Genomic DNA, 24,362 nt, shown 5'->3' on the forward strand with positions numbered 1-24,362 from the left:
CCGTGACCAGGCGAACCGCCGGAATCCTGGCGACCGGCTCGTACCTTCCGAAGGAGGAGGTCGGCAACGCGCAGATCGCGGAACGAGCCGGTGTCACCCCGGAATGGATACTGCGCAAGACCCGGATCTCCTTCCGGCGGTACGCCGCGCGGGACGAGGCGACCTCGGACCTCGCGGCGCGGGCCGCGATGAGCGCGATCGAACAGGCCGGCGTCGACGTCGACCGGATCGGTTACGTCATCGTCGCCACCTCGACGGGTGACCACCCGCAACCGCCCACCTCCTACCTCGTGCAGAACGCGCTCGGCGCCTACGGCGCCGCCTGCTTCGACATCAACGTCGTGTGCAGCGGGTTCGTGTACGGCCTCGCCCTGGCGAAGGCCCTGCTCTCGCTCCAGCCCGACACCTACGCCCTCGTGGTGGGCGCGGACCTCTACTCGCGTTGTCTCGACTTCACCGATCGCCGCACCTCGGTGCTCTTCGGGGACGGCGCCGGCGCCGCCCTGGTCGGCATGGTGCCCGAGCCGTACGGGATGATCGCCTGTGACCTGTCCAGCCGGGGCGAGGCGAGCGGGCTCATCGGCGTCAAGGCCGGGGGCAGCAGGTTCCCGGCCTCGCACGAGACCGTCGCGGCCGGTGAGCACTACTTCAGGATGGACGGCCGCGGGGTGCGGGACTTCGTGATGGAGAACGTCCCGCCCGCGGTGGAAAGGCTGGTGGTCGGTGCCGGGTACGGCCTCGACCAGGTCGACGCCTTCGTGCCGCACCAGGCCAACGGGGCGCTGCTCGGCGAGCTGGTGGAGCGCTGCGGGCTCACCGGCGCGCACACCCCGCGCACCGTGGAGTGCTACGGGAACATGGGAAGCGCCTCGGTGCCGGTGGCGCTCGACGAGGCCAACAGAGCGGGCATGCTCGGCGACGGCGACCTGGTGCTGCTCGCCGGTTTCGGCGGCGGCATGTCGATGGGCACGAGCCTGATTCGCTGGTCGGCGACCACACGTCTGGAGACGAGATGAGCGACATCCACAGGGTCGGTATCGTCGGATGCGGGCTGATGGGCTCGGGTATCGCCGACGTGTGCGCCCGCGCGGGGCTGGACGTGCGGGTCGTGGCCTCCAGCGGCGCCTCGATGAACCGGGGACGGCAGCGGCTGCTGAGATCCCTCGACGGCGGGCTGCGCAAGGCGACGATCACCGAGACGGAGCGAAGCGAGGCGCTGGAACGGGTCTCCTTCACCTGCGACCTCTACGATCTGGGCGACCGGCAGATCGTCTTCGAGGCCGTCCCCGAGCACGAGCCGACCAAGCTCGACCTGTTCCGCGCCCTGGACAAGATCGTGGAGGATCCGGACGCGATCCTGGCGTCGAACACGTCGTCCATCCCGATCATCAGGATGGCGAGGGCCACCGAGCGGCCCGGCCAGGTGGTCGGCGTGCACTTCTTCAATCCCGTGCCCGTCATGCCGCTGGTGGAGCTGATCGGGTCGCTGCTCACCGAGGACGAGCCCCTGGCACGGGCGGAGGCGTTCGTCACCGGAACGCTCGGCAAGCAGGCGATCCGCTCCTCCGACCGGGCGGGCTTCGTGGTCAACGCCCTGATCATCCCGTACCTGCTGTCGGCCATCCGGATGGTGGAGACGGGGTTCGCCACCGCCGACGTGATCGACAAGGGGATGGTGCTGGGCTGCTCGCACCCGATGGGTCCGCTGAGGCTCGCCGACCTGATCGGGCTGGACACGGTGGCCTCGATCGCCGGCGCGCTGTACGGGGAGTTCAGGGAGCCGCAGTACGCGCCCCCGCCGATACTGCTGCGCATGGTCGAGGGCGGCCTCCTCGGCAAGAAGACCGGCCGGGGATTCCACGTCTACTCCTGATATCCTTCCGCTCCCTGGAACGGCGCCTGGACACGGTCCGGCGCCGTTCTCGCGTCTGTGCGCGGGGACGAGGCGTGTGGCCGGGGCACATGGTCGGGGCGTGTGGCCGGGGCACGTCGCCCGTCCATGCCCGCCCATGCCCGTCCACGCCCGCGCGTGTCCGTGCGCGAGCACGGGTGGGCGCGCGGGACGAGGGCACGAAACAGGGTCGCGGGACGGGGGCGCGGCGAAGCGTTTCGACGCGAGGGCACGGTCGTTTCCGCGCGGCGGGCGGCCATTTCAACACAGAGCGGGCGATACACGAAAAGCGAAAGACGTCATTTCAACACGGAGAGGGCGCGTGACGCCCCCGGGCAGGGCCTCAGCGGCGCGAGTCCGCGGCGAGCAGGGCCGACGAGACGCGGCCGGCGACGAGGGCGACGATCTCCTCGACGTGGTCGGTGAGGTAGAAATGGCCGCCGGGAAAGAACCGCGCCTCGAACCGCGACCGCGTATGGTCGCGCCACGCCCGCACGTCGTCCGGGCGGGCCTTCGGGTCGTCGATGCCGGACAGTGCGGTGACCGGGCACGACAGCCCTGGCCCCGGCCGGTGGCGGTAGGTCTCGACGGCCCGGTAGTCGCTCCTCACCACGGGCAGCATCGCCCGCATGAAGTCGTCGTCGCCGAGCACCGTCGTGGCGGTCCCGCCCAGTGCGCGCAGTTCGGCCAGGAGCCCGTCGTCCGGCCGCAGGTGCGCCCGGTCGTCCCGGTGGATCGACGGGGCGCGCCGCCCCGAGACGAACAGTTCCAGCGGCGCCGTACCGCGCCTCTCCAGCCTGCGGGCCACCTCGAAGGCGACGAGAGCCCCCATGCTGTGCCCGAAGAGCGCCAGGGGGCGCGTGACGGCCCGGGCCGGTAGTGCCGCGACGATCCGGTCGGCCAGCTCGTCGATGTCCTCGACACACCTCTCGGCGCGCCGATCCTGCCTGCCCGGATACTGCACCGCGAGCACCTCGACCGTGGGCGGGGCGAGGCGCGCGACCGGAAGGTAGAAGCTCGCGGAGCCCCCGGCGTGCGGGAAGCAGACCAGCGTGGCCGGTGCCCGCTCGGCCCGCTCCCCCGCCTGCCCGAAAAGGAGGCGCCGGATCCACATGTCGTCGCCGTCCTTGACCGCGCTCATGACTCCCACCCCGTCTCGACCATCGCGTTCCGGCCGGCGCGTCTCGATCCCGCCGTCCAGGACGACCGGTCACCGGCGTCCTTTCCGACAGCCGGAATCAGGTCTCCGATAGATCCAAAATCACCGACCTCTTTCACATCAATACCTCGGAAGGAATATAATCCATCTCGCCCTGCACTCCCGTAAGCATTCGTCACCCACCGTCATACGCCAATCACATTACGGCAACATCTGGCCGTCGGCATGCGGAAGGATATCCAAGGTCGCCTGCGACGATCCAGGGAAGCAGCCCTTCGCGCCCCCCTAAATCAACCCCATCGATAAGGGTTAATAGGGGGTTTGCATTTTCGCCGAGAGCCATAGATGATCCCGCTGGGGCGGATACGGGGTTACCGCCCGGTTAAGCATTCTGGATGCCGTGATGAAATTAGGTGCGAGAGAATGACGAAATCATGGACAGCGCCGTGATGAAATTCTGAAATGGCATCCTACCGCCGTCGGCAGTTCCGTCGGAAAAGAGGAAAGGTTGACGTCACCTACCGGCAAATATAGGTTTCCTTCTCTTACCAGCCGGGTGTTATCGTTCCATCATCTGCTTTCATCTAGGGTGGACGGGGAGCCCTATGATACTTATCGAGCGGGACAACGAAACCACTTTTCTCACAAACCTGCTTTCGGATTGTGCGCGCGGCCGTGGCCGGGTGGCGACGATCACGAGCCCTACCGCGACCGGCAAGACCGAGCTGGTGTACGCCTTCGGTCGCAGTGCCGCCGAGTCGAAGGTCACCTGGCTGAGCGCCACCTGCTCAGGGGCGGACCAGAAGGTGCCCCTCGGCGTGGTGAGCCAGATCTTCCACAACGCGGCACTCCCCATCGACCACGCCTTCCGAGCGGCACAGCTCATCGAGGACGCCGTGCTCGGGGCGAAGTCGTCCGGTGAGCGCCCCGAGGAGTCCGATTGGCTCCGTATCACCCAGGGCCTGTGGACCATTGTCCTCGAACTCTCCAAGTCGAATACCGTGCTCATCACCGTGGACGACATCGAATACGCGGACTCCCTTTCCTGGCAGCTTCTGCTCAACTTCGTCCATCGGCAGAAGAGTGCCAACGTGCTTATTCTACTGACGGCCACAGAGGGCCTTCAGGGAATGGATCCGCATCTCGAGATAAACCTTATGCGCCATCCTCACTACGAGCGCATAACACTGGCACCGCTTTCCCTGCGAGGCGTCATCAAGACACTGTCCGCTTTTGTCGGCAACACTGCGGCGGTCAAGTTCGGCCCAGCGGCCCACAATGTGAGTGGAGGCAACCCGCTGCTGGTCAAGGCATTAATGGAAGACTACAGGAGTGCCGGCGAACCGGATAACCTCATCGTCTCCGACGCATTCTCCCGATCGGTCCGGGCTCTCCTGCACCGCAGCGATCCCACCATGTTGCTGGTCGCCCACGGGCTCGCGATACTTGGGGACCTCGCCCTGCCGACTCTTCTCTCGGAGTTACTCGGCATCACGACGACAATGGTGAACCAGGCGCTGAACCGTCTCGGTGTCATCGGCATTGTTGACTCGCTACGTTTTCGGCACCCCGCGGCCAGGTCCGCCGTGCTCGACGACCTCGACCCGCATCGGCGCCAGGAAATGCATCGGCTCGCCGCGCGGCTTCTCCACGCGGAGGGGGCCGCGGCCACCGTGGTCGCCGAACATCTCATCGGCTCGCCCCGCTTCCGGGAGTCCTGGGCACTGGCCGAGCTCCGCGAGGCCGCCGAGCAGGCGCTCACGAACGACCGGCACGAGTTCGCGGTCCAGTGCCTGAAGCTCGCCCTGCAGCTGTGCGACGACGACCGGCAGCGCACGACGACCACGGCGATGCTCGCCCGGGCGGAGTGGCGCCTCAACCCCGCCGCCGCCAACCGGTACGTCGACCGGCTCGTCGCGGACGCCCGCGAGAACAGGCTGGGCTTCGACGAGCTGGACACCCTGCTGGGGTTCCTGCTCTGGCACGGGCAGCACGACGAGGCCGTGGAGGTGCTCGAACGGCTGACCGAGCTGGCAGGCGAACCCTGCGCCGACGAGGAGGCGGCCTGGCTCGACGTCCTCCGCCACCGGCTGTCGTGCATCCACCCCCCGGTCCTCGCCCGTGCCCGCGTCGTCGCGAGCGCCGACTCCGTGACGAGGCCGGCGTGGACGACGTGGACGACGGTCGAGAGCGGTCCGCACTCGCGGGCGGCGGCTCTGCTCGCGGGCGTCCTGCGCGACGGCCCGGACGAGAACACGCTCAGGACCGCCGAACGCGTGCTGCACTCCACCTCGCTGGACGACGTGAACCTGGAGACCGTGGGGGCGGCGCTCCTCGCCCTGGTCTACTCCGACCGCCCCGACAAGGCCGCGCTCTGGTGCGACCTCCTGTACTCGGAGGCCGTGCGGCGCCGCTCCCCCACCTGGCGGGCGCTGCTCGCCTCCCTGCGGGCGAGCATCGCCATCCGCCAGGGGGACCTGTTGACCGCCGAGGAGTACGCGCGTGCCGCACTGGACATCCTGCCGCCCCGGAGCCTGGGCGTCCTCGTCGCGTTGCCACTCGCCGTACTGATCCGCGCCACCACCGAGATGGGTAAGTACGACGTCGCCGAGCGCCATCTCAGATGGCCGGTGCCCAACGCGATCTTCCAGACCCACTTCGGGCTCCACTATCTGCAGGCCCGTGCCCACTACTATCTGGCGACGAACCACTCGCACGCCGCGCTCAACGACTTCTCCACCTGCGGGCGGTTGATGCGTGCCTGGAATCTGGACACCCCGGCGCTGGTGCCGTGGCGTCACGGCGCCGCGGCCGCCCTGCTCCAGCTGGAACAGCGGGAACAGGCACGGACCCTGCTGGAGCAGCCCTACGAGCTGTCCGGCGGCGACTCGCTCAGGACACGGGGGATCTCACAGCGTCTCCTCGCCGCCACCAGCGACCTCAGGCAGCGTCCGTCCATGCTCCGGGAGGCGATCGACACGCTCCAGAGCGCGGGCGACCGCCTGGAGATGGCCTACGCGCTGGTCGACCTCACCCACACCCTCAACGAGCTCGGCGAGCCCAACAAGGCACGGATGATCGGTTACCGTGCCGACAGCGTGGCCGGCGAGTGCCGGGCCGAGCCGCTGCGGCAGGCCGTACGGCACAACAGCGACGGCTACGACGGCGGCGACGGTCTGGAGAGCATGAACGTGCTCAGCGACGCCGAGCAGCGCGTCGCCTCGCTCGCCGCGCTCGGCTACACCAACCGCGAGATCTCCAGAAAGATCTACATCACCGTCAGCACCGTGGAGCAGCATCTGACCCGCATCTACCGCAAGCTCAACGTGAAAGGCCGCAGGGATCTGCCGGCGCAGTTCTCGCAGATGTGAATGACCGGCTCGCCGCCCGTGCCCGTCCGGCCGGGGCTTCCGGGGGCACGGGCGGCGAGGGTCACTCGGTACGACCGTCCACCTGCGAGGTGTCCACTCGTACCGATCGGAGAAGGATCGTGGCGAGAACCGCCGTCAACGCCATGATGACGGCTCCGAGGACGGCGGCCACCTGCATGCCGCCGGTGAAGGCCGAACGGGCGGCGTCGAGCAGGGCCGCCCCGGTCTGCTCCGGCATCCTCGCGGCCACCCCGAGCGCACCGCCGAGGGTCTCGCGCGCCGCCTCGGCGTCTTCGGGGGGCAGGACGGGCGCCGAGGCGGCGAACCTCTCGCCGTAGACGGACAGGCCGACGCTGCCCAGGATCGCGATACCGAGCGCGCCCCCGAGTTCGGTGGCGGCCTCCATGACCGCGGACGCCGAACCGGCGCGTTCCGGCGGGGCGGCAGCGACGATCATGTCGGATGCCACCGCCTGCACTGCTCCGATGCCGGATCCCAGCAGGAGCAGACCGCTGACGAGAAACCACCGCTCGGAGTCCACGTCGATCAGGCTCATCACGACGAAGCCTCCGGCGGCGAGCGCCATGCCGCCGCCCATGATGAATCCCGGACGCGCCCACTTCGCGATCACGGCGGCCAGTACGGAACCGGCGAGGGCCGCACCGGCCGCGGGCAGGGTGAGCAACCCCGCGGTGAACGGCCGCAGTCCGAGCACCATCTGCAGATACTGGGCGATGAAGTAGAACAGCCCCACCAGGGCGAAGATCGCGAGTGTGCTCGTGATCAGCGACATGCTGAAGGGCCGGCTGGAGAACAGTCTCAGGTCGAGCATCGGGTCGGGCAGCAACCGCTGCCTGCGCAGGAACACGACACCGAACGCCAGCCCGACGATCACGCCGGTCAGGGCCTGGAGTTCGAAGCCGTCGGCGGCGAACTGCTTGATCCCGTAGACCGTCGGCAGCAGGGCCGCCAGCGACAGCAGGGCGCTGAGCAGGTCGAACCTTCCGGGGCGGGGGTCGCGGTACTCCGGCAGCACGATCGGTCCCAGCAGCAGGAGCAGGACCATGACCGGCACATTGATCAGGAACACCGATCCCCACCAGAAACGCTCCAGCAGCCAGCCTCCGACGATCGGTCCCAGCACGCTGCCTCCGGCGAAGCCCGCGGCCCACACGGCGATGGCCATCCGGCGCTGTCCGGGGTCATGGAACATGTTGCGGATCAGCGCGAGGGTCGGCGGCATCAGGCTCGCCGCCGCCGCGCCCTGCAGGGCGCGGGCCACGACGAGCAGCTCGGCGCTGGGGGCGTAGGCGGCGACGGCCGACGTGACACAGAACGCGGTGGCACCGATCAGCAGCAGTTTCCTGCGGCCGATCCTGTCACCCAGGGTGCCCATCGGAATCAGCAGACCGGCCAGCAGGAAGGCGTAGATGTCGACGATCCACAGCAGCTGGGAACCGGTCGGCGCGAGGTCCGCGCTCAGGAAGGGGAGCGCGAAGTACAGCACCGTCACGGTCACGGAGATGAGCAGGACGGGCAGGACCAGCACCGCGAGGCCGAGCCATTCCCTCCGCCCGGCTGTGGCTACGCCCTGTGTCATGACTACAACTCCTTGGGTACTTCGTACATCAAATAGATGCATACATCGTACGCACAACTCTTCGGAGAGCACAACGGCTCATCTTCAGATCGACCTTGACTTCTGAAAAGTTCCAGATAAACCCTAGAGAACAGCGGGTTAGCACCTAACGACGCCTCGCTCCCACTGGTTATTTCATCACGCTTGGATCGCCAATTACGTCACAAAAAGCATGTGCTAGAGTTTCGTCACACGGCTGTGCATCTGGAATCGGACGGGGACCACATGTTGACGTGCACACAATGTGGAAAGCCTTTGAACGCCGCACCTCGGGGACGACGCCCCCGGTACTGCTCCCGCGCCTGTCAGGCGCGGGCCTACCGTGCCCGAACCGCCGAGCGGTCCGCGCAGTCCGCCGGACGGACCCCGGCCTCCGCGCTGCGAGTCGCTCCCCCCAACGCCCCCCTCTCCGTGGCGCCGGGATGCGCCCCCGCCGCGGACCATGCCCCGCTCCGGCAGAGCGCCGACGATCTGGCCATGCACCACGAACCCCCGAGCGGCCTGAGCACGGAGCGGATCGTACGCACCGCGGTCCGGATCGCCGACACCGAGGGACTGGACGCGTTGTCGATGCGCCGCGTCGCGACCGAGCTGGGCGCCGGCACGATGTCGCTGTACCGCTACGTGTCGGGCAAGGACGCGCTCGTCGAGTTGATGGTCGAGGTCGTCTTCGGGGAGACCTCCTATCCGGTCTCCGTACCGGGAGGCTGGCGCACCAGGCTGGAGATCGCGGCACGAAGGGAGTGGGGGATGTACTCCAGGCACCCCTGGGCGCTGCGGGTCATCGCCACCCCCCAGCCGCCGCTCGGGCCGAACGTGCTCGCCGATGTCGAGTGGGCGATGCGCGCCATGGACGGCCTCGGCCTCGACCCGATGACGATGCACTGGGTGGCCATGATGGTGAGCGCCCAGGTGCAGGGCGCGGCCCTGCTGCTGGTGAACGAGCTGGAGGCCGAGCGCCGCACCGGCGTCACGACGAGACAGTGGCGCGCGTCGAAGACGCCGATGCTCCTGGAGATCCTGGAGTCCGGGCAGTTCCCGATGCTGTCCAGGCTGTACGCGCAACAGGACGAGCCGATCGACATCGACGAGTGGTTCGAGTTCAGCCTGCGGCACCTTCTCGACGGTGTCGCCGTCCTGGTGGAGGGCCGGAACAAGGGGGCGTAGGGCACGCACCCGGATTCGCCCCGCGACCAGCCCGACGGCTCCCGCGGGACGCGAATCACTCACCGTCACCGGAAAGCCTTTTTTCGGCAAGTCGTTCATGTATGAAAGAAAAACATCGGAGGACTGCGCTACTCGGCGATTCTGGTCCGGGTCGTCCAACGAAAGACAGCCGCTCCGGAATCATCGGAAACCGATTCCGTCTGCCGCTCGAAGTGCTCGTAGCCATTGTGCCGGGGAATCTTTATCTTTCCGTAGGCCGCCGTCGCGTCGTCGACACGAAAGGTCCGTGAGATATCAGCGGGACCCCCTTCGAGTACGACGTCGACATATGTCCGTTCGAGCTGCGATGCGGCGAATCCGGAATGGCCCTGCCCTTCCGCCCCGCTCTCCTGCCCGCCCTGGTCGATGGAGACGCTCATCTGGAATACCTCCGGTCTGTGTGTTCGGTGGATGTGGTCCGCCGCCGTGGCCGCGGATCGTTTCCGCGCCTCCGACCCCTGGAACGCTCAGCGGAACTCGGCCGCGACGCCGCGTACGTACCGGCCGTAGCTGGAGGCGGAGAGTTCGGCTCCCAGCCGGTCGCAGGCCTCGGCGTCGATGAAGCCCATGCGCAGCGCGACCTCCTCGATGCAGGCGATGCGTACGCCCTGCCGGTTCTCCAGCGCCTGCACGTACTGGGTGGCCTGCAGGATCGACTCCGGCGTGCCGGCGTCGATCCAGGCGAACCCCCTGCCCAGGTCACGCAGGCGCGCCTTGCCCCTTCGCAGGTAGGTGCGGTTGACATCGGTGATCTCCAGCTCCCCCCGGGGGGAGGGCCGCAGGTTCTTGGCGATGTCGATCACGTCGTTGTCGTAGAGGTAGAGGCCGACGATCGCCCTGTTGGACCGGGGATTCGCCGGCTTCTCCTCGATCGAGACGAGCCGGCCTTCGGCATCGGTCTCCCCGATGCCGTAACGCTGGGGGTCGCTGACCGGGTAGCCGAACAGCACGCAGCCGTCCACGTCCGCGACGTTCTCCTGGAGGATGTCGTAGAAGGAGTTGCCGTGGAAGATGTTGTCGCCGAGCACGAGGGCGACCGGATCGCCGCCGATGTGGTCTGCGCCGATGACGAAGGCGTCGGCCAGGCCCTTCGGCTCGTCCTGCTGCGCGTAGCTGATGTCGAGCCCCAGGTGTGACCCGTCCCGCAACAGGCGGGTCAGCTGCGGCAGGTCGGCGGGGGTGGAGATGATCATGATCTCCCTGATGCCCGCGAGCATGAGCGTCGACAGCGGATAGTAGATCATCGGCTTGTCGTTCACGGGGAGAAGCTGCTTGGAGACCGCGAGCGTGAGCGGATACAACCTCGTGCCGTGGCCGCCCGCGAGAATGATGCCTTTCATGGAAAAGCCCTTCATGACGAAGTCGGCCAACGGTGGTCAATCGGATAGGAAGCCGACCGGTACCAAAAAGACTCACATGGCGCATAGGGGGCATCAACCCCCTACCGTCTCCCTTAATCCCCCTATTTCCTCCGGTCGAATTCATCGCCCGTGGGCAGGGCTTCTCACACCGGATCTCACCGCCTACAGTCGGAGCCGCGGCCCCGGAATTCCGCGCCGACGAATCATCTCCAAAAACCATGCGTGCCGAAATTCCGAACATCCGCGCATTCACGGAAGGGCACCGCCCCCGCGACGCCCACAGCCATGAGGGCGGGTCTCCCGTCCAGCGATCACAGCGAGGTGGATCTCCGTTGAGAATTCTCGTCACCGGGGGTGCCGGATTCATCGGTTCCCACTACGTACGCACCCTTCTCGGCACGGACGGCCCGGCGACTGTCACCGTGCTGGACAAACTCACCTACGCGGGCAACCCGGCCAACCTCGACCCGGTCCGCGACAGTGACCGCTTCGCGTTCGTCCAGGGCGACATCTGCGACACCGAACTCGTCGGCGAACTCGTCTCCCGGCACGACCAGGTGGTGCACTTCGCCGCCGAGTCCCACGTCGACCGGTCGATCCTCGGCGCCGGCGAGTTCGTGCGGACCAACGTGGTGGGCACCCAGACCCTCCTGGACGCGGCACTCCGCGGCGGGCCGGCGACCTTCGTGTACGTCTCCACCGACGAGGTCTACGGCTCGATCGAAGAGGGGTCCTGGCCGGAGACCGACCCGCTGAGCCCCAACTCCCCCTACGCGGCCTCCAAGGCGGCCGGCGACCTGCTGTCACTCTCCTACCACCGCACCCACGGCCTGGACGTGCGGGTGACCCGCTGCTCCAACAACTACGGGCCCCACCACTTCCCCGAGAAGGTCATCCCGCTGTTCATCACCAACCTGCTCGACGGACTGAAGGTCCCGCTGTACGGCGACGGCCTCAACGTCCGCGACTGGCTGCACGTCGACGACCACGTCAGGGGCATCGAGCTGGTCCGCACGGCGGGCCGCCCCGGTGAGGTCTACAACATCGGCGGCGGCACCGAGCTGAGCAACAGGGAACTCACCGGCCTCCTCCTGGAGGCCCTGGGCGCGGACGAGAGCAGCATCGCCTACGTGGAGGACCGTAAGGGCCACGACCGCCGCTACTCCGTCGACTGGACCAAGATCGAGCGGGAGCTGGGCTACCGCCCGCGCAAGGACTTCGCGACGGGCCTGGCCGAGACCGTGGCCTGGTACCGCGACAACCGGGCCTGGTGGGAGCCGCTCAAGGCGGGGCTGCGGACCGGCTGACCCGTCCTTCCCGCCCCCGTACGGCGCGGGTCCCCGCACAACGGTCGTACCGGGGCCCCGCACCGCCCTCGGGCCACCGGAGACCGGCCCGGGGATGGTGCGGGGCCCCGGAGACGGCCCGGGGCGGAGGCGCGGAGCGCGGGGGAACGCGCCGACGCCGGGACACGAAGGGCGGCGCCGCTCACGCGCGAAGCTTGGCGTACAGGCCACGGCACTCCTCGTACGTGGGGAGCATGCCCCTTCGCCGGGCCTCGGCGAGGGTCGGGGCCGCCTCGTCCTTCTCCGACAGCAGGGGATCAAGTCCGGCGGGCCACTCGATCCCCAGCTCCGCGTCGAGCGGGTTGATGCCGTGCTCACGGCCGGGCGCGTACCCCTCGGAACAGAGGTAGACCACCGTCGCGTCGTCGGTCAGCGCCATGAAGGCGTGGCCGAGTCCCTCGGAGATGTAGACGGCGCGGTGATCCCGGTCGTCGAGGACCACCGCCTCCCACCTCCCGAAGGTTGGCGATCCGACGCGGATGTCGACGAGTACGTCGAAGACCGCTCCCCTGACGCACTTGACGTACTTGGCCTGGCTGGGCGGGACGTCGGCGAAGTGCACACCGCGCAGCGTCCCCCGGCGCGAGACCGAGTAGTTCGCCTGGGCCAGGGCCAGGCTCTGGCCGGTGGCCTCACGGAAGGGCGCGTCGTGGAACCATTCGTGAAAGCTGCCCCTGCTGTCGGGGAACACCTTCGGTTCGAAGACCCACGCACCGTCGACACCGAGCGGACGCATGCTCATCAGATCTCCTTGAGCGTGGAGGACCCGGGCTGCGTGAGCCCCTTTCCCGCGGAGTCTTCAGGAGCCCCTTCACCCTGGAAACCCCTCATTCACGGAGGCCGACAGGGGTGGCACCCGGTTCGTTCGCCGAGGCCGACCGGGTCGTGCCCGGTTCCCTCACGGAGATCGACAGGGGTGGCACCCTGTCGGATGAGGTCAAAGGACCCGTCGCCGGGTCCGGCGACAGGAGGACACCGGCGTTCGGCGGGACTCCCCCTCCCCCTACTCCGGACTCACGCACCCGGAGAATCGTGAACGTCCCCTTCGTTCCCCTCGCCCGAGCGGCGGACAGCGCCGTCACCGCCCGGCCGCGCGCTCCCCCGCCTCCGCCGGTGCCCGTCGGCGTTCCTGGCGGCCGAAGGTGCCGCCACGACCGCGACGGCCGTGATCATGAGCCCTCGGCCCACCAGCCATCGGCCGAAGAACTCCTTCAGCTCGACACCGTCGCTCAGCCTCGGCCCCTCGGCCAGCAACCGGGCGTGGAAGCCGCCCCAGGCCGGATCGAAGGTGATCGACGCCTCCGTGAAGTCGAGGCGCGGTTCCCGCAGCGGCGCGAGGGGGAACCACGCCTTGTAGACGGACTCCTTCGCGCTGAACAGCAGCCGGTCCCACCTCACCGACGGATCGCGCCGCAGGAGATACGTCACACGGCGCAGCTCCTCGCCGACCGTGATCACCTCCAGCACTCCGGAGGGCAGCGGCTTGTTCGGCTCGGCGTCGATGCCCAGGGTCGTGATGTCACCGGACCGCGCGACGGCGGCGGCCCGGTATCCGGCACAGTGGGTGATGCTGCCGACGACACCCGAGGGCCAGACCGGCGCGCCCTTCACCCCGGGCGGTACCGGCACCGGAGGGTAGCCCAGACGCCCCAGGGCATCGCGAGCGCACCAGCGTCCCGTGGTGAACTCGCGGCGGCGCTTCTCCACCGCCCTGCTGATCACGGCCTCCTCCTCGAAGAACAGGGCGCAGGGCCGCGAGTCGTCGAACACCTCCGATGACCTGACCTCTCCCGGCAGTAGATCCTCGATCATGAGGCACGTTCGGAGGTCGGCGGGACCTGCCCGGTCCGGCGAGAGCGTCCGGCACTCGGCCGGACCCCCTCGGCGGGTTTTCCACCCCTCGCGGGGACGGCGTGCGGGCTGCCCGCCGCGAGCCGACCTCGTGTCCTCATGAGGTGGCCGGCTCACGCACGAACCGAAACGGCGACGACAGCGACGACAGCGACGACAGGGTCACGACAGGCCGAGCTCGTTGTCGAGCATGTCGAACATCTCACTGTCCGAGACCGAGTCGAGGTCGAGCTCCGTATCGCCGGGATCACCGGAATCACGCGAGAGCGCCGCCCATTTCGTCTTCAGAACGTCCAGGCGCGCCGCGACCTGCCGGTGCGCCTCGGGGTCGACGGCCATCCCGCTGAACGCCCTCTCCAGCTTCGCGAGTTCGGCGAGGAGCGCCGCGGACCCCGTCTGCTCGGTCAGGCCGAGCCGGTCGAGCAGGTGGTCGACGAGGGCGAGCGAGGTGGGGTGGTCGAACACCAGGCTGACCGGCAGGCGCAGCCCGGTGGCGTCGGTCAACCTGTTTCGCAGCTCGACGGCGGTGAGCGAGTCGAAGCCCAGCTCCTTGAACGCCCGGTCCGGCTCGACGGAGCCGGTTCCGCTGTGCCCGAGTACGGCCGCCACCTGGCCCCGTACGAGATCCAGGAGCACCTCGGCGCGCTCGGCGGCGCCGAGGGCGGTCAGCCCGTGCACCAGGGTGTCCGGCTCCTGGCGCCCGCTCGCGGCCGTCCGGCGTCTTCCGGCGGGCACCAGCCCTCTCAGCAGCGGCGGAACCTCCTCACGCGCCCGCAACGCCGGCAGGTCGAACCTGACCGGCACCAGCACCGGGCGGTCCACACCTCCGGCGGCGTCGAACAGTCGCAGTCCCTGCTCCACCGACAGCGGACGGATGCCCACCCGCGCCATCCGCCGCCGGTCGGTGTCGGCGAGGGCGCCGGTCATTCCGCCGGTCGCCCCGGCGTCCCGCACCCAGGGACCCCAGGCCAGCGACAACGCGGCGAGCCCGGCGGCCCGGCGGTGGTGGGCCAGTCCGTCGAGGAAGGCGTTGGCCGCGGCGTAGTTGCCCTGCCCCGCACCGCCGGCCACGCCGGCCATCGACGAGAAGAGCACGAACGCGGCGAGTTCCACCCCCTGGGTGAGCTCGTGCAGATGCCAGGCGGCACCCGCCTTGGGCCACAGCGCGGTGTCCATCCGCTCGGGGCGCAGGGAGGGAATCGTCGCGTCGTCCAGCACCCCCGCCGCGTGGACGACCGCCGTCAGCGGATGATCGGCGGGTACGCCTGCCAGCAGGTCCGCGAGCGCGCCCCGGTCGGAGACGTCACACGCGGCGACGACGACCTCGGCGCCGCGGGCGGCCAGCTCGGCCCGCAACTCGGGGGCGCCGGGCGCCTCCAGACCTCGGCGGCCGGCCAGCAGCAGCCGCCGCACTCCGTGCTCGCCCACCAGGTGCCGCGCCACCTCGGCGCCGAGGCCACCCGTGCCACCGGTGATCAAAACCGTGCCCTCGGGATCCCACCGCCGTACGCCGTCCCCGTCCATGGCGGCCGGCACCAGGCGCGCCGCTCTCAGCCCCCCGTCACGCACCGCGACCTGCGGCTCGCCACAGGCCAGGACGGCCCGCAGCAGCGCCGTCGAAGGCGCCCGCGGTTCGTCGAGATCGACGAGCACGAACCGGCCCGGATTCTCCGCCTGCGCGGCGCGGACCAGTCCCCACACGGCGGCACCCGGCAGGTCGGTCACCCGGTCGTCCTCGTGGACGGCGACCGCGCCACACGTCATCACGACGAGGGTGCTGTCACCGAGCCGCTCCTCCGCGAGCCAGCGCTGCAGAAGGCCGAGTACGCGAGCGGTGGACCCGCGGGTCGCGGTGATGACGTCAGTGGGGTCGGCGGGGTCGGCGGGGTCGGTGGGCTCGGCGGCGAGGAACACGGCCGCGGCACGCGGCGGGGCACCCGGCGTGACGAGATCCCCGGGATCCGCCGTCACGTCCAGCGACACCACCTCCGCCTCCGCTTCCCGAGCGTCGGCCGGCGTCTGGGGCAGAGGCGTCCACTCCAGCCGGAACAGCCCGTCCCCCGATGTCCGGCGTCCGCCGGCGACCAGGCCGCCGGGCGACGCCGGACGCGACACCAGCGACTCGGCGGTGAGCACGGGCGCTCCCGCCGTGTCCACCGCGCTCACCGACACCGTGTCCTCGCCGGTTCTGGTCACGCGCACGCGCAGCGTCGTCGCGCCGGCCGCGTGCAGGTGCACGCCGCCCCACGCGAACGGCAGGCGCCCCGCCTCCGGCTCGGCGGACTCCAGGAACGGCACCGCGTGCAGGGCGGCGTCCAGCAGCGCCGGGTGCACGCCGTACGAGCCGGCGTCGCCGGCCTGCTCGGGCAGGGCGATCTCCGCGAACACCTCGTCGTCACGCCGCCAGGCCGCGCGCAACCCCCGGAAGAGCGGGCCGTAGACGAACCCGCCCTCGGCGAACCGCTCGTAGAGGCCGTCCAGTTCGACGGCGGACGCTCCCCTCGGTGGCCACACCTCGGTGTCGAAGACCTCGGCCAGGGCCGCGCCCTCGCGTCCGCCGCCGGAGAGCACACCGGTCGCGTACCGTGTCCACGTCTCGTCGTCGGCGGCGCCCGCGGGCCGCGCGTAGACGCCGAGCTCACGGTGGTCCGACGCGTCGGGCGCGCCCACAGACACCTGCAGGTCCATCGCCTCCCCCTCGCCGAACACGAGCGGGGCGGCCATGGTGAGTTCCTCCACCCGGTCGCAGCCGACCTGGTCCCCGGCCCGGACGGCGAGTTCCAGCAGTGCCGCGCCGGGCAGGATCACCATCCCGCCGACGGCGTGGTCGGCGAGCCACGGGTGTGATCGCGGTGAGAGGCGGCCGGTGAGCACGACCCCCTCCGACCCGGCGAGCCGCACCGCGGCCCCCAGCAGCGGGTGCGCCGCCGCCGCGAGCCCGAGATCCCTGACGTCCCCGACCCGCCGCCCACTCGGCCAGAACCACTGATGCCTGAAGGCGTACGTCGGCAGGTCGACCCGGCGGGCGTCGCCGAACGCGGCCCCGAACACGGCCGGCCAGTCCACCGCGAGCCCATGCGTGTGCAACGTCGCCACCGCGGTCATGATCGCGTCCTGCTCGCCGCGGTCACCGCGCAGCGCCGGTACCAGCACCGCGGCCTCGTCCTGGACGGTGTCCTCGGCCATCGCGGTCAGCACCCCGTCGGGTCCCAGTTCGAGGTACGCGCCGACCCCGCGCCGCCGCAGCGTCTCCACGCCGTCGGCGAACCTGACCTCGCGCCGCACCTGCTCCACCCAGTGGTCCGGTGAGCACAGCTCCTCCGCCGACGCGAGCTCGCCCGTCACGGTCGAGACCACCGGGATCCGCGGTGCCGCGAAGTCCAGGCCCTCGGCCACCCCGCGGAACTCCGCCAGCATCGGCTCCATCAGCGGCGAGTGGAACGCGTGGCTCACCCTCAGCCGCCTCGTCCTGCGTCCCCTCGCCTCCAGCAGGTCGGAGATCCGGACGACCGCGTCCTCGGCACCGGCGATCACCACCGAGGCGGGACCGTTCACCGCGGCGACGGAGACCTCGTCCTCGCATCCGGCGAGAAGCGGCAGCACCTCACGCTCAGAAGCCTGTACGGCGATCATCGCGCCGCCCTCAGGCAGCGCCTGCATCAGCCGGGCACGTGCCGCCACCAGCCGGCACGCGTCCGCAGGCGAGAGCACGCCCGCCACGTGCGCGGCCGCGATCTCCCCGATCGAGTGCCCCACCAGGAAGTCCGGCTTGACGCCCCAGGACTCCACCAGCCGGAACAGCGCCACCTCCAGGGCGAACAGCGCGGGCTGGGTGTATCCGGTCCGGTTCAGCGACTCGGTGTCGCCGCCGAACATCACCTCGCGCAGCGGGCGGTCCAGCTCGGGGTCCAGGTGTGCGAGCAAGGCGTCGAGGGCGTCGGCGAACACCGGGAACCGCTCGTACAGCTCCCTGCCCATTCCGGCCCGCTGGGCGCCCTGTCCGGTGAACAGCAGCGCGAGCCTGCCCGGCCGCACGCCACGTCCCCTCACCGTTCCCGGTGCCGGGCGCCCGTCGGCCACCGCCGCCAGGCCCGCGAGCAACCCGTCCCGGTCGCCGGCCAGCACCACCGCCCGGTGCTCGAACGCGGAACGGCCCGTCGCCAGCGAGAAGCCGATGTCCGCACAGGAGACGTCCGGATCGTCCTGGACCCGCGACAGCAGGCGTGCCGCCTGCGCCCGCAGCGCGTCATCCGTCTTCCCCGACACCGGCACCGGCACCGGCACCGGCACCGGCACGACGTCCGGCGCCTGGCCGGTCGGGACGCCTGACGACGATCCGTTCAGTGATACGTCCGACGCCCCGTTCTGCGGTCCGTTCTGCGACCTGCCCGGTGAGCCGTTCGGCGAGCGACGTCCGGCCGTCGCGTCCGCGGACGGCGGCGCCTCCTCCAGGATGACGTGCGCGTTGGTCCCGCTGATGCCGAACGACGACACCCCGGCCCGGCGCGGCCATCCGCCCCCCGGCCACGGGCGGTGCTCGGTCAGCAGTTCCACCGCCCCCTGCTCCCAGTCCACGTGCGACGAGGGCGCGTCCACGTGCAGCGTGCCCGGCAGCACTTCGTGGCGCATCGCCATCACCATCTTGATCACACCGGCGACGCCCGCCGCCGCCTGGGTGTGCCCGATGTTCGACTTGATCGAGCCCAGCAGCAGCGGCCGGTCCGCCGGCCGGTCCTGCCCGTAGGTGGCGAGCAACGCCTGCGCCTCGATCGGGTCGCCCAGGCTCGTCCCCGTTCCGTGGCCCTCCACCACGTCCACGTCCACCGTGGCCAGTCCGGCGCCGGCCAGTGCCTGGCGGATCACCCGCTGCTGTGAGGGGCCGTTCGGCGCGGTCAGCCCGTTGGAGGCGCCGTCCTGGTTCACCGCGGAACCGCGGACGACGGCCAGCACCTGGTGGCCGTTGCGCCGCGCGTCGGACAGGCGCTCCAGCACCAGCGTCCCGACGCCCTCGGACCAGCCGACACCGTCGGCGGCCTCGGAGAAGGACTTGCACCGCCCGTCGGCGGCGAGCCCGTCCTGGGCGCTGAAGTCGATGAACGCCCCAGGAGTCGCCATCACCGTCACACCACCGACCAGTGCGAGCGAGCACTCACCGCCGCGCAGCGCCTGCGCCGCCAGGTGCAACGCCACCAGCGAGGAGGAGCACGCGGTGTCCACCGTCATCGCCGGCCCCTCCAGACCGAGGATGTAGGACAGCCGCCCGGACAGCACGCTGCCGGCCGTACCGGTGCCCATGAAGCTCACCACGTCCGGCGGGAACTCCGCGCTCGTCGCGTAGTCGTGGTACATCACCCCGGCGAACACACCCGTGTGACTGCCGCGCAGCGAGAGCGGGTCGATCCCGGCCCGCTCGACCGCCTCCCAGGCCACCTCAAGAAGGAGCCGCTGCTGCGGGTCCATCGCGAGCGCCTCACGGGGCGAGATCCCGAAGAAACCGGGGTCGAACTCCCCCGCGTCGTGCAGGAAGCCGCCCTCGCGGACGTAGCTGGTGCCCCGGCGTTCGCGGCCGGGGTCGTACAGCGACTCCAGATCCCAGCCACGAGAGGTCGGGAACGCCGAGATCGCGTCCCCACCCTCCTCGACCAGCCGCCACAGTTCCTCGGGAGAGGTCACCCCACCCGGGTAGCGGCACGCCATCGACACGATCACCACGGGGTCGTCGCCGACCGGTGTGACCGGTCGCGCGACCACGCGCCCGCTCACCGGGGCGCCGAGGTCACCCGGCAGTTCCGCCAGGAGGTACTCCGTCAGCGCCGTGACGTTCGGGTAGTCGAACACGAGCGTCGCCGGCAGCCTCAGCCCGGTGTCGGCGGCCAGCCTGTTGCGCACCTCGACGGCCGTCAGCGAGTCGAAGCCCATGCTCTGGAAACTGCCCAGCGGCTCGATCGAGTCGCCGTCCGCGTGGCCCAGCGCCCGCGCCACCTGGCCCCGCACCAGCTCCAGCAGGACAGCCATCCGCTCGCCCTCCCCGAGCGGCGCGAGGCGTTCCACGAGCGTGGCCGCCACCTCGGTCGTGGCCTGCCTGCGGGCCTGCGCCCTGACCAGCCCTCGCAGCGGGAACGGGACGTCCCCGCCGGTGCGGAACGCCGACAGATCCAGACGTACGGGCAACAGGGCCGGCTCTTCGCCCGTGACTGTCACGTCGAACAGCGCCAGCCCCTGCTCAGGGGAGAGCGGGAGCGTCCCGCGCCTGGCGAGCCTGCCCATCTCGGCCTCGCTCAGGGCGCCGGTCATGCCACTCACCTGGTCCCACGGCCCCCAGCCCAGCGAGACCGCCGGTAGCCCTTCGGCCCGGCGGTGCCGGGCGAGCGCGTCCAGGAAGGCGTTCGCCGCCGCGTAGTTGGCCTGCCCCGCCGTCCCGAACGTCCCGGCCACCGACGAGAACAGGACGAAGCCCGCCAGATTCTCGTCCCTGGTCAGCTCGTGGAGATGCCAGGCCGCGTCCACCTTGGGGCGGAACACCTTCTCCAGGCTCCGCGACGTCAGCGTGCCGATCACGCCGTCGTCCAGCACGCCCGCGGCGTGCACCACCGCGGTCAGCGGGTGTTCGGCGGGTATCCCGGCCAGCAGGGCGGCGACGGCGTCACGGTCCGCCAGGTCGCATGCCACGACGTTCGTCCGGGCGCCGAGTCCGGCGAGCTCCGCCACCAGTTCCTCGACGCCCTCCGCCCGGTCACCGCGACGGCTCGCCAGCGTCAGGTGGCCGACGCCGTGCTCGGTCACCAGGTGGCGGGCCAGCATGCCACCCAGGCCGCCGGTGCCGCCGGTGATCAGCACCGTGCCCTCCGGATCCCAGGTCATACCGGCCGGGTCGGCGGGCGGGAAGACGCGGGCAAGCCGACCGGCCAGCACGGCACCGTCCCTGATCACCAGTTGCGGCTCGGCGGCGGCCAGGGCCGACGGCAGTGCCGCGATCGACGTCGCCGGCACTCCCCTCGGGTCGTGGGCGTCGCCGAGCCGGAGGTCGAGGTCGATCAGCGCGAACCGGCCCGGATGCTCGGCCTCGGCGGCACGCACGAGCCCCCACACCGTCGCCGCCGCCACGTCGTCGCCGTCCACCGCGCCCCGGGTGAGGAACACCAACCGCGAATCGGCGAACCGCTCGTCCGCGAGCCAGGAACGCACCAGCTCCAGCACGGACGACGCCAGGTCGTGAGCGGCCGTCGGCACCTCGTCACCCTGGCCCGCCTCCACCGGGACCAGCACCGTACGCGGCACGGAAGCGTCACCGTCGTACGCCTCTACCAGCGACCGCAGATCGGCACCGACCCCGACGGGACCACCCACCGAGGCGGCGAGTGCCTCGGTGAGCCCCCAGCCGTCCGTGCCCACCACCGCCAGGGTGCCCGGCGAGACCGCGGACACCGGCGACGCCGGGGCTGCCTGCGGAACCCAGTCCAGCCTGAACAGGGAGTCCCTTCCGATCGCTCGCGGACCGGCGGCCTGTCCTTCGGAAAGGAGACGCAGGGACAGCGATCTGATCGAGGCCACCGGACCGTCCACGCCGGCGATCGCGATCGACATCGCGTCGGGTCCGGCCCAGGACATCCGCACCCGGACCGTCGACGCCCCCGCCGCGTGCAGGGACACGCCCTCCCACGCGAAGGGCACCTTACGCCGGGCCTCCTCGCTCAGGTCGAGGAGCAGGCACATGTGCAGCACCGCGTCCAGCAGCGCCGGATGCACGCCGAACGCCCCCGCCTCGGCCACGTCCTGCTCGGGCAGGCTGACTTCGGCGTACATGTCCGAGTCGCCGCGCCAGGCCGCGGTGAGGCCGCGGAAAGCCGGTCCGTAGTCGAAGCCGTCCGCGGCCCGTCCCTCGTAGAAGCCCTCCAACGAGACCGGCGTCGTACCGGCCGGCGGCCACACGGTCGTGTCGAACGCCGGTGCGGTGTCGGGGACGGTGAGAGACTCGTCGACCGCGAGAAGCCCGTTCGCGTGCCGTGTCCAGGGACGCTCCTCCTCGCCTTCCGGCCGCGCGTACACGCTCAACGGCCGCTGTCCCCTCTCGTCGGGTCCGCCCAGCCGTACCTGTACCCGGACGCCGCCCTGTTCGGGCAGGGGCAACGGCGCGGCCAGGGTCAGCTCGTCCACCCGGGCGCAGCCGACCTCGTCACCCGCCCGGATCGCCAGTTCCAGGAACGCCGTCGCAGGCACCACCACCCGGCCCGACACCACGTGATCGGCCAGCCACGGCTGGGAGCGCACCGACAACCGGCCGGTGAGGAGCACCTCGTCGCCACCCGCCAGCTCGACGGCGGCTCCCAGCAGGGGGTGATCCGGCGTTCCGAGCCCGGCCTCGGTCACATCGCCGACGCGGCCGCGCGAGGGTCCCGGCCAGAAACGTCGGCGCTGGAAGGCGTAGGTGGGCAACTCCACCCGACGGGCGCCGGGGAACGCCGCCCGCCAGTCCACCGGCACCCCGCGTACGTGCAGGGCGGCGAGCGCCATCATGATCGATTTTTGCTCGTCCTGGCCCCTGCGCAGGGCCGGTACCAGCACATCCGGATCGGCCGCCGACCTCGCCTCGGCGTCGCGCGCCGGATCCGCGGGCACGTCGGCACCGGTCTCGGCCGCCACGGTGACGGTCTCGTCGGCCATCGCGGTGAGCACCCCGTCGGGGCCGAGTTCCAGGTAGGCGCGTACGCCCTGTGCCTGCAGGGTGCGGACGGCGTCGGAGAAGCGGACCGCGCCGCGGACCTGCTCCACCCAGTAGTCCAGCGAGCACAGTCGCTCGGCCGTCGCCTGCTCCCCGGTGAGCGTGGACACGATCGGGATCTCCGGCGGGCTGAAGGAGAGCGACCCGGCCACCGCCCGGAAGTCCTCCAGCATCGGGTCCATCAGCGGGGAGTGGAAGGCGTGCGACACCCGCAACCGCTTCGTCCGCGCTCCCCGCTCCTCCAGGGCGGCGGCCACCTCAAGCACCGCCTCCTCGACGCCGGAGATCACCACCGAGGACGGGCCGTTCACCGCCGCGACCGACACCTGCTCCTCGCGCCCGGCGAGCAGCTCGGCGACCTGCTCCTCGGCGACCTGGACCGCCACCATCGCCCCACCCGCAGGTAGCGCCTGCATCAACCGCGCCCGCGCCGCCACCAGCGCACACGCGTCCTGCAACGACAGCACACCGGCCACATGCGCCGCTGTGATCTCCCCGATCGAATGACCGGCCAGCACGTTCGGCCGCACCCCCCACGAGGACACCAGCCGGAACAGCGCGGTCTCCACCGCGAACAACGCAGGCTGCGCCCAGCCGGTCCGATCCAGCAACCCCGCCTCCACCGACCCCGGCTCGGCGAACAACACCTCACGCAACGACCGGCCACCCAACCCTCCGGCCGATCCCCGCTCCACCCCCTCAAGCAACGGATCCAGCTCCGCGATCACCTCGTCCAACGCGGTCGCGAACACCGGGAAACGGTCGTACAACTCCCGGCCCATCCCGGCCCGCTGCGACCCCTGACCGGTGAACAGGAACGCCAGCTGCGGCTCACCCACGGCCACCCCGCGCACCACACCCGCGCCCGGCAGGTCCCCGGCCAGCGCACCCAGCCCGGCCAGCACACCCTCACGATCACCGACCACCACCGCCCGATGCTCGAACGCCGACCGCGTCGCCACCAGCGAGAACGCCGCATCACCCAGCACCAACCCCGGATCGGCACCCACATACGACGCCAACCGCCCGGCCTGTGCCCGCAACGCCTCCGCCGTACGACCCGACACCACCATCGGAACCACCGGCGATCCCACCGCGACATCCGCCGTCTCGGCATCCGGCGTCCGGTCCCGTACGGGCTCTTCGGCCGTGCCCCGCTCGTCCGCCGGCTCCTGTTCGAGGAGCACGTGCGCGTTGGTGCCGCTGATCCCGAACGACGACACCGCAGCCCGACGCGGACGGTCGGTCTCCGGCCACTCCGTCGGCTCGGTCAGCAGCTCGACCGCGCCCTCGCTCCAGTCCACATGCGACGAGGGCGCGTCCACGTGCAGCGTCCTGGGCAGTGTCCCGTGCCGCATCGCCATGACCATCTTGATCACACCCGCCACACCGGCAGCCGCCTGGGTGTGACCGATGTTCGACTTGATCGACCCCAGCAGCAGCGGCCGGTCCTCCGGCCGATCCTGGCCGTACGTCGCCAGCAACGCCTGCGCCTCGATCGGGTCACCCAGCGTCGTCCCGGTGCCGTGCGCCTCCACCGCATCCACCTCGGACGCCGACAACCCCGCACTCGCCAGCGCCTGACGAATCACCCGCTGCTGAGACGGACCGTTCGGCGCCGTCAACCCGTTCGACGCACCATCCTGATTCACCGCAGATCCGCGAACGACCGCGAGCACCTGGTGGCCGTTGCGCCGAGCATCCGACAACCGCTCCAACACCAAGATGCCCACGCCCTCGGCCCAGCCCACCCCATCGGCCGACTCCGCGAACGACCGACACCGCCCATCCACCGACAAACCCCGCTGCCGAGCGAACC

Annotated in this window: 12 protein-coding genes; 5 read left to right on the forward strand and 7 right to left on the reverse strand. The window is 70.5% G+C overall.

The features are described from left to right. Nucleotides 1-2: 2 nt before the first annotated feature. On the forward strand, nt 3-1,016 hold the full coding sequence (locus ABT352_RS39490) for a 3-oxoacyl-ACP synthase III family protein (RefSeq protein ID WP_350950185.1): 1,014 nt from the start codon (nt 3-5) through the stop codon (nt 1,014-1,016). Next, nucleotides 1,013-1,873 carry a 3-hydroxybutyryl-CoA dehydrogenase gene (locus tag ABT352_RS39495; protein ID WP_350950186.1) on the forward strand — a complete coding sequence of 287 codons (861 nt, stop codon included), beginning with the start codon at nt 1,013-1,015 and terminating at the stop codon, nt 1,871-1,873. Before ABT352_RS39490 ends, ABT352_RS39495 begins: the two co-directional genes overlap by 4 nt. 361 nt (nt 1,874-2,234) lie before the next feature. Here ABT352_RS39495 and ABT352_RS39500 read toward each other — a convergent pair whose 3' ends face one another. Continuing rightward, the gene (locus ABT352_RS39500; protein WP_350950187.1) at nt 2,235-3,032 is read right to left on the reverse strand and encodes a thioesterase II family protein; all 798 of its coding nucleotides are present in this window, start codon (nt 3,030-3,032) and stop codon (nt 2,235-2,237) included. Between the two features lie 623 nt (nt 3,033-3,655). On the opposite strand from ABT352_RS39500, the gene ABT352_RS39505 reads away from it, so the two are divergent. Beyond that, complete coding sequence (locus ABT352_RS39505; RefSeq protein WP_350950188.1) at nt 3,656-6,421, forward strand: helix-turn-helix transcriptional regulator; 2,766 nt, start codon at nt 3,656-3,658, stop codon at nt 6,419-6,421. A gap of 61 nt (nt 6,422-6,482) precedes the next feature. On the opposite strand, the gene ABT352_RS39510 is transcribed toward ABT352_RS39505, so the two are convergent. Next, the gene (locus tag ABT352_RS39510) at nt 6,483-8,021 is read right to left on the reverse strand and encodes an MFS transporter (RefSeq protein ID WP_350950189.1); all 1,539 of its coding nucleotides are present in this window, start codon (nt 8,019-8,021) and stop codon (nt 6,483-6,485) included. Between the two features lie 516 nt (nt 8,022-8,537). Here ABT352_RS39510 and ABT352_RS39515 point away from each other — a divergent pair. Beyond that, complete coding sequence (locus tag ABT352_RS39515) at nt 8,538-9,227, forward strand: TetR/AcrR family transcriptional regulator (RefSeq protein ID WP_350950190.1); 690 nt, start codon at nt 8,538-8,540, stop codon at nt 9,225-9,227. A 128-nt stretch (nt 9,228-9,355) separates the two neighbouring features. Here ABT352_RS39515 and ABT352_RS39520 read toward each other — a convergent pair whose 3' ends face one another. Both ABT352_RS39520 and rfbA read right to left on the reverse strand, forming a co-directional pair. Then, nucleotides 9,356-9,646 (reverse strand): DUF5988 family protein, encoded by a 291-nt coding sequence (locus ABT352_RS39520; protein ID WP_350950191.1) that lies wholly within the window; start codon nt 9,644-9,646, stop codon nt 9,356-9,358. An 87-nt stretch (nt 9,647-9,733) separates the two neighbouring features. Further along, nucleotides 9,734-10,606, reverse strand: coding sequence for a glucose-1-phosphate thymidylyltransferase RfbA (rfbA, locus tag ABT352_RS39525; RefSeq protein ID WP_350950192.1), 873 nt, complete (start codon nt 10,604-10,606; stop codon nt 9,734-9,736). A gap of 353 nt (nt 10,607-10,959) precedes the next feature. On the opposite strand from rfbA, the gene rfbB reads away from it, so the two are divergent. Further along, the gene (gene rfbB, locus ABT352_RS39530; RefSeq protein ID WP_350950193.1) at nt 10,960-11,934 is read left to right on the forward strand and encodes a dTDP-glucose 4,6-dehydratase; all 975 of its coding nucleotides are present in this window, start codon (nt 10,960-10,962) and stop codon (nt 11,932-11,934) included. A 181-nt stretch (nt 11,935-12,115) separates the two neighbouring features. Here rfbB and rfbC read toward each other — a convergent pair whose 3' ends face one another. The 3 genes from rfbC to ABT352_RS39545 form a co-directional block, all read right to left on the reverse strand. Continuing rightward, nucleotides 12,116-12,715 (reverse strand): dTDP-4-dehydrorhamnose 3,5-epimerase, encoded by a 600-nt coding sequence (gene rfbC, locus ABT352_RS39535; RefSeq protein WP_350950194.1) that lies wholly within the window; start codon nt 12,713-12,715, stop codon nt 12,116-12,118. A gap of 272 nt (nt 12,716-12,987) precedes the next feature. Beyond that, nucleotides 12,988-13,785 carry a 4'-phosphopantetheinyl transferase family protein gene (locus ABT352_RS39540; protein ID WP_350950195.1) on the reverse strand — a complete coding sequence of 266 codons (798 nt, stop codon included), beginning with the start codon at nt 13,783-13,785 and terminating at the stop codon, nt 12,988-12,990. Between the two features lie 201 nt (nt 13,786-13,986). Then, nucleotides 13,987-24,362, reverse strand: a 10,376-nt coding sequence (locus ABT352_RS39545) for an SDR family NAD(P)-dependent oxidoreductase (RefSeq protein ID WP_350950196.1), incomplete at its 5' end; no start/stop codon positions are given.

Source organism: Streptosporangium sp. NPDC000563, from assembly GCF_040299985.1.
In the GTDB taxonomy this organism is placed as follows: Bacteria; Actinomycetota; Actinomycetes; order Streptosporangiales; family Streptosporangiaceae; genus Streptosporangium.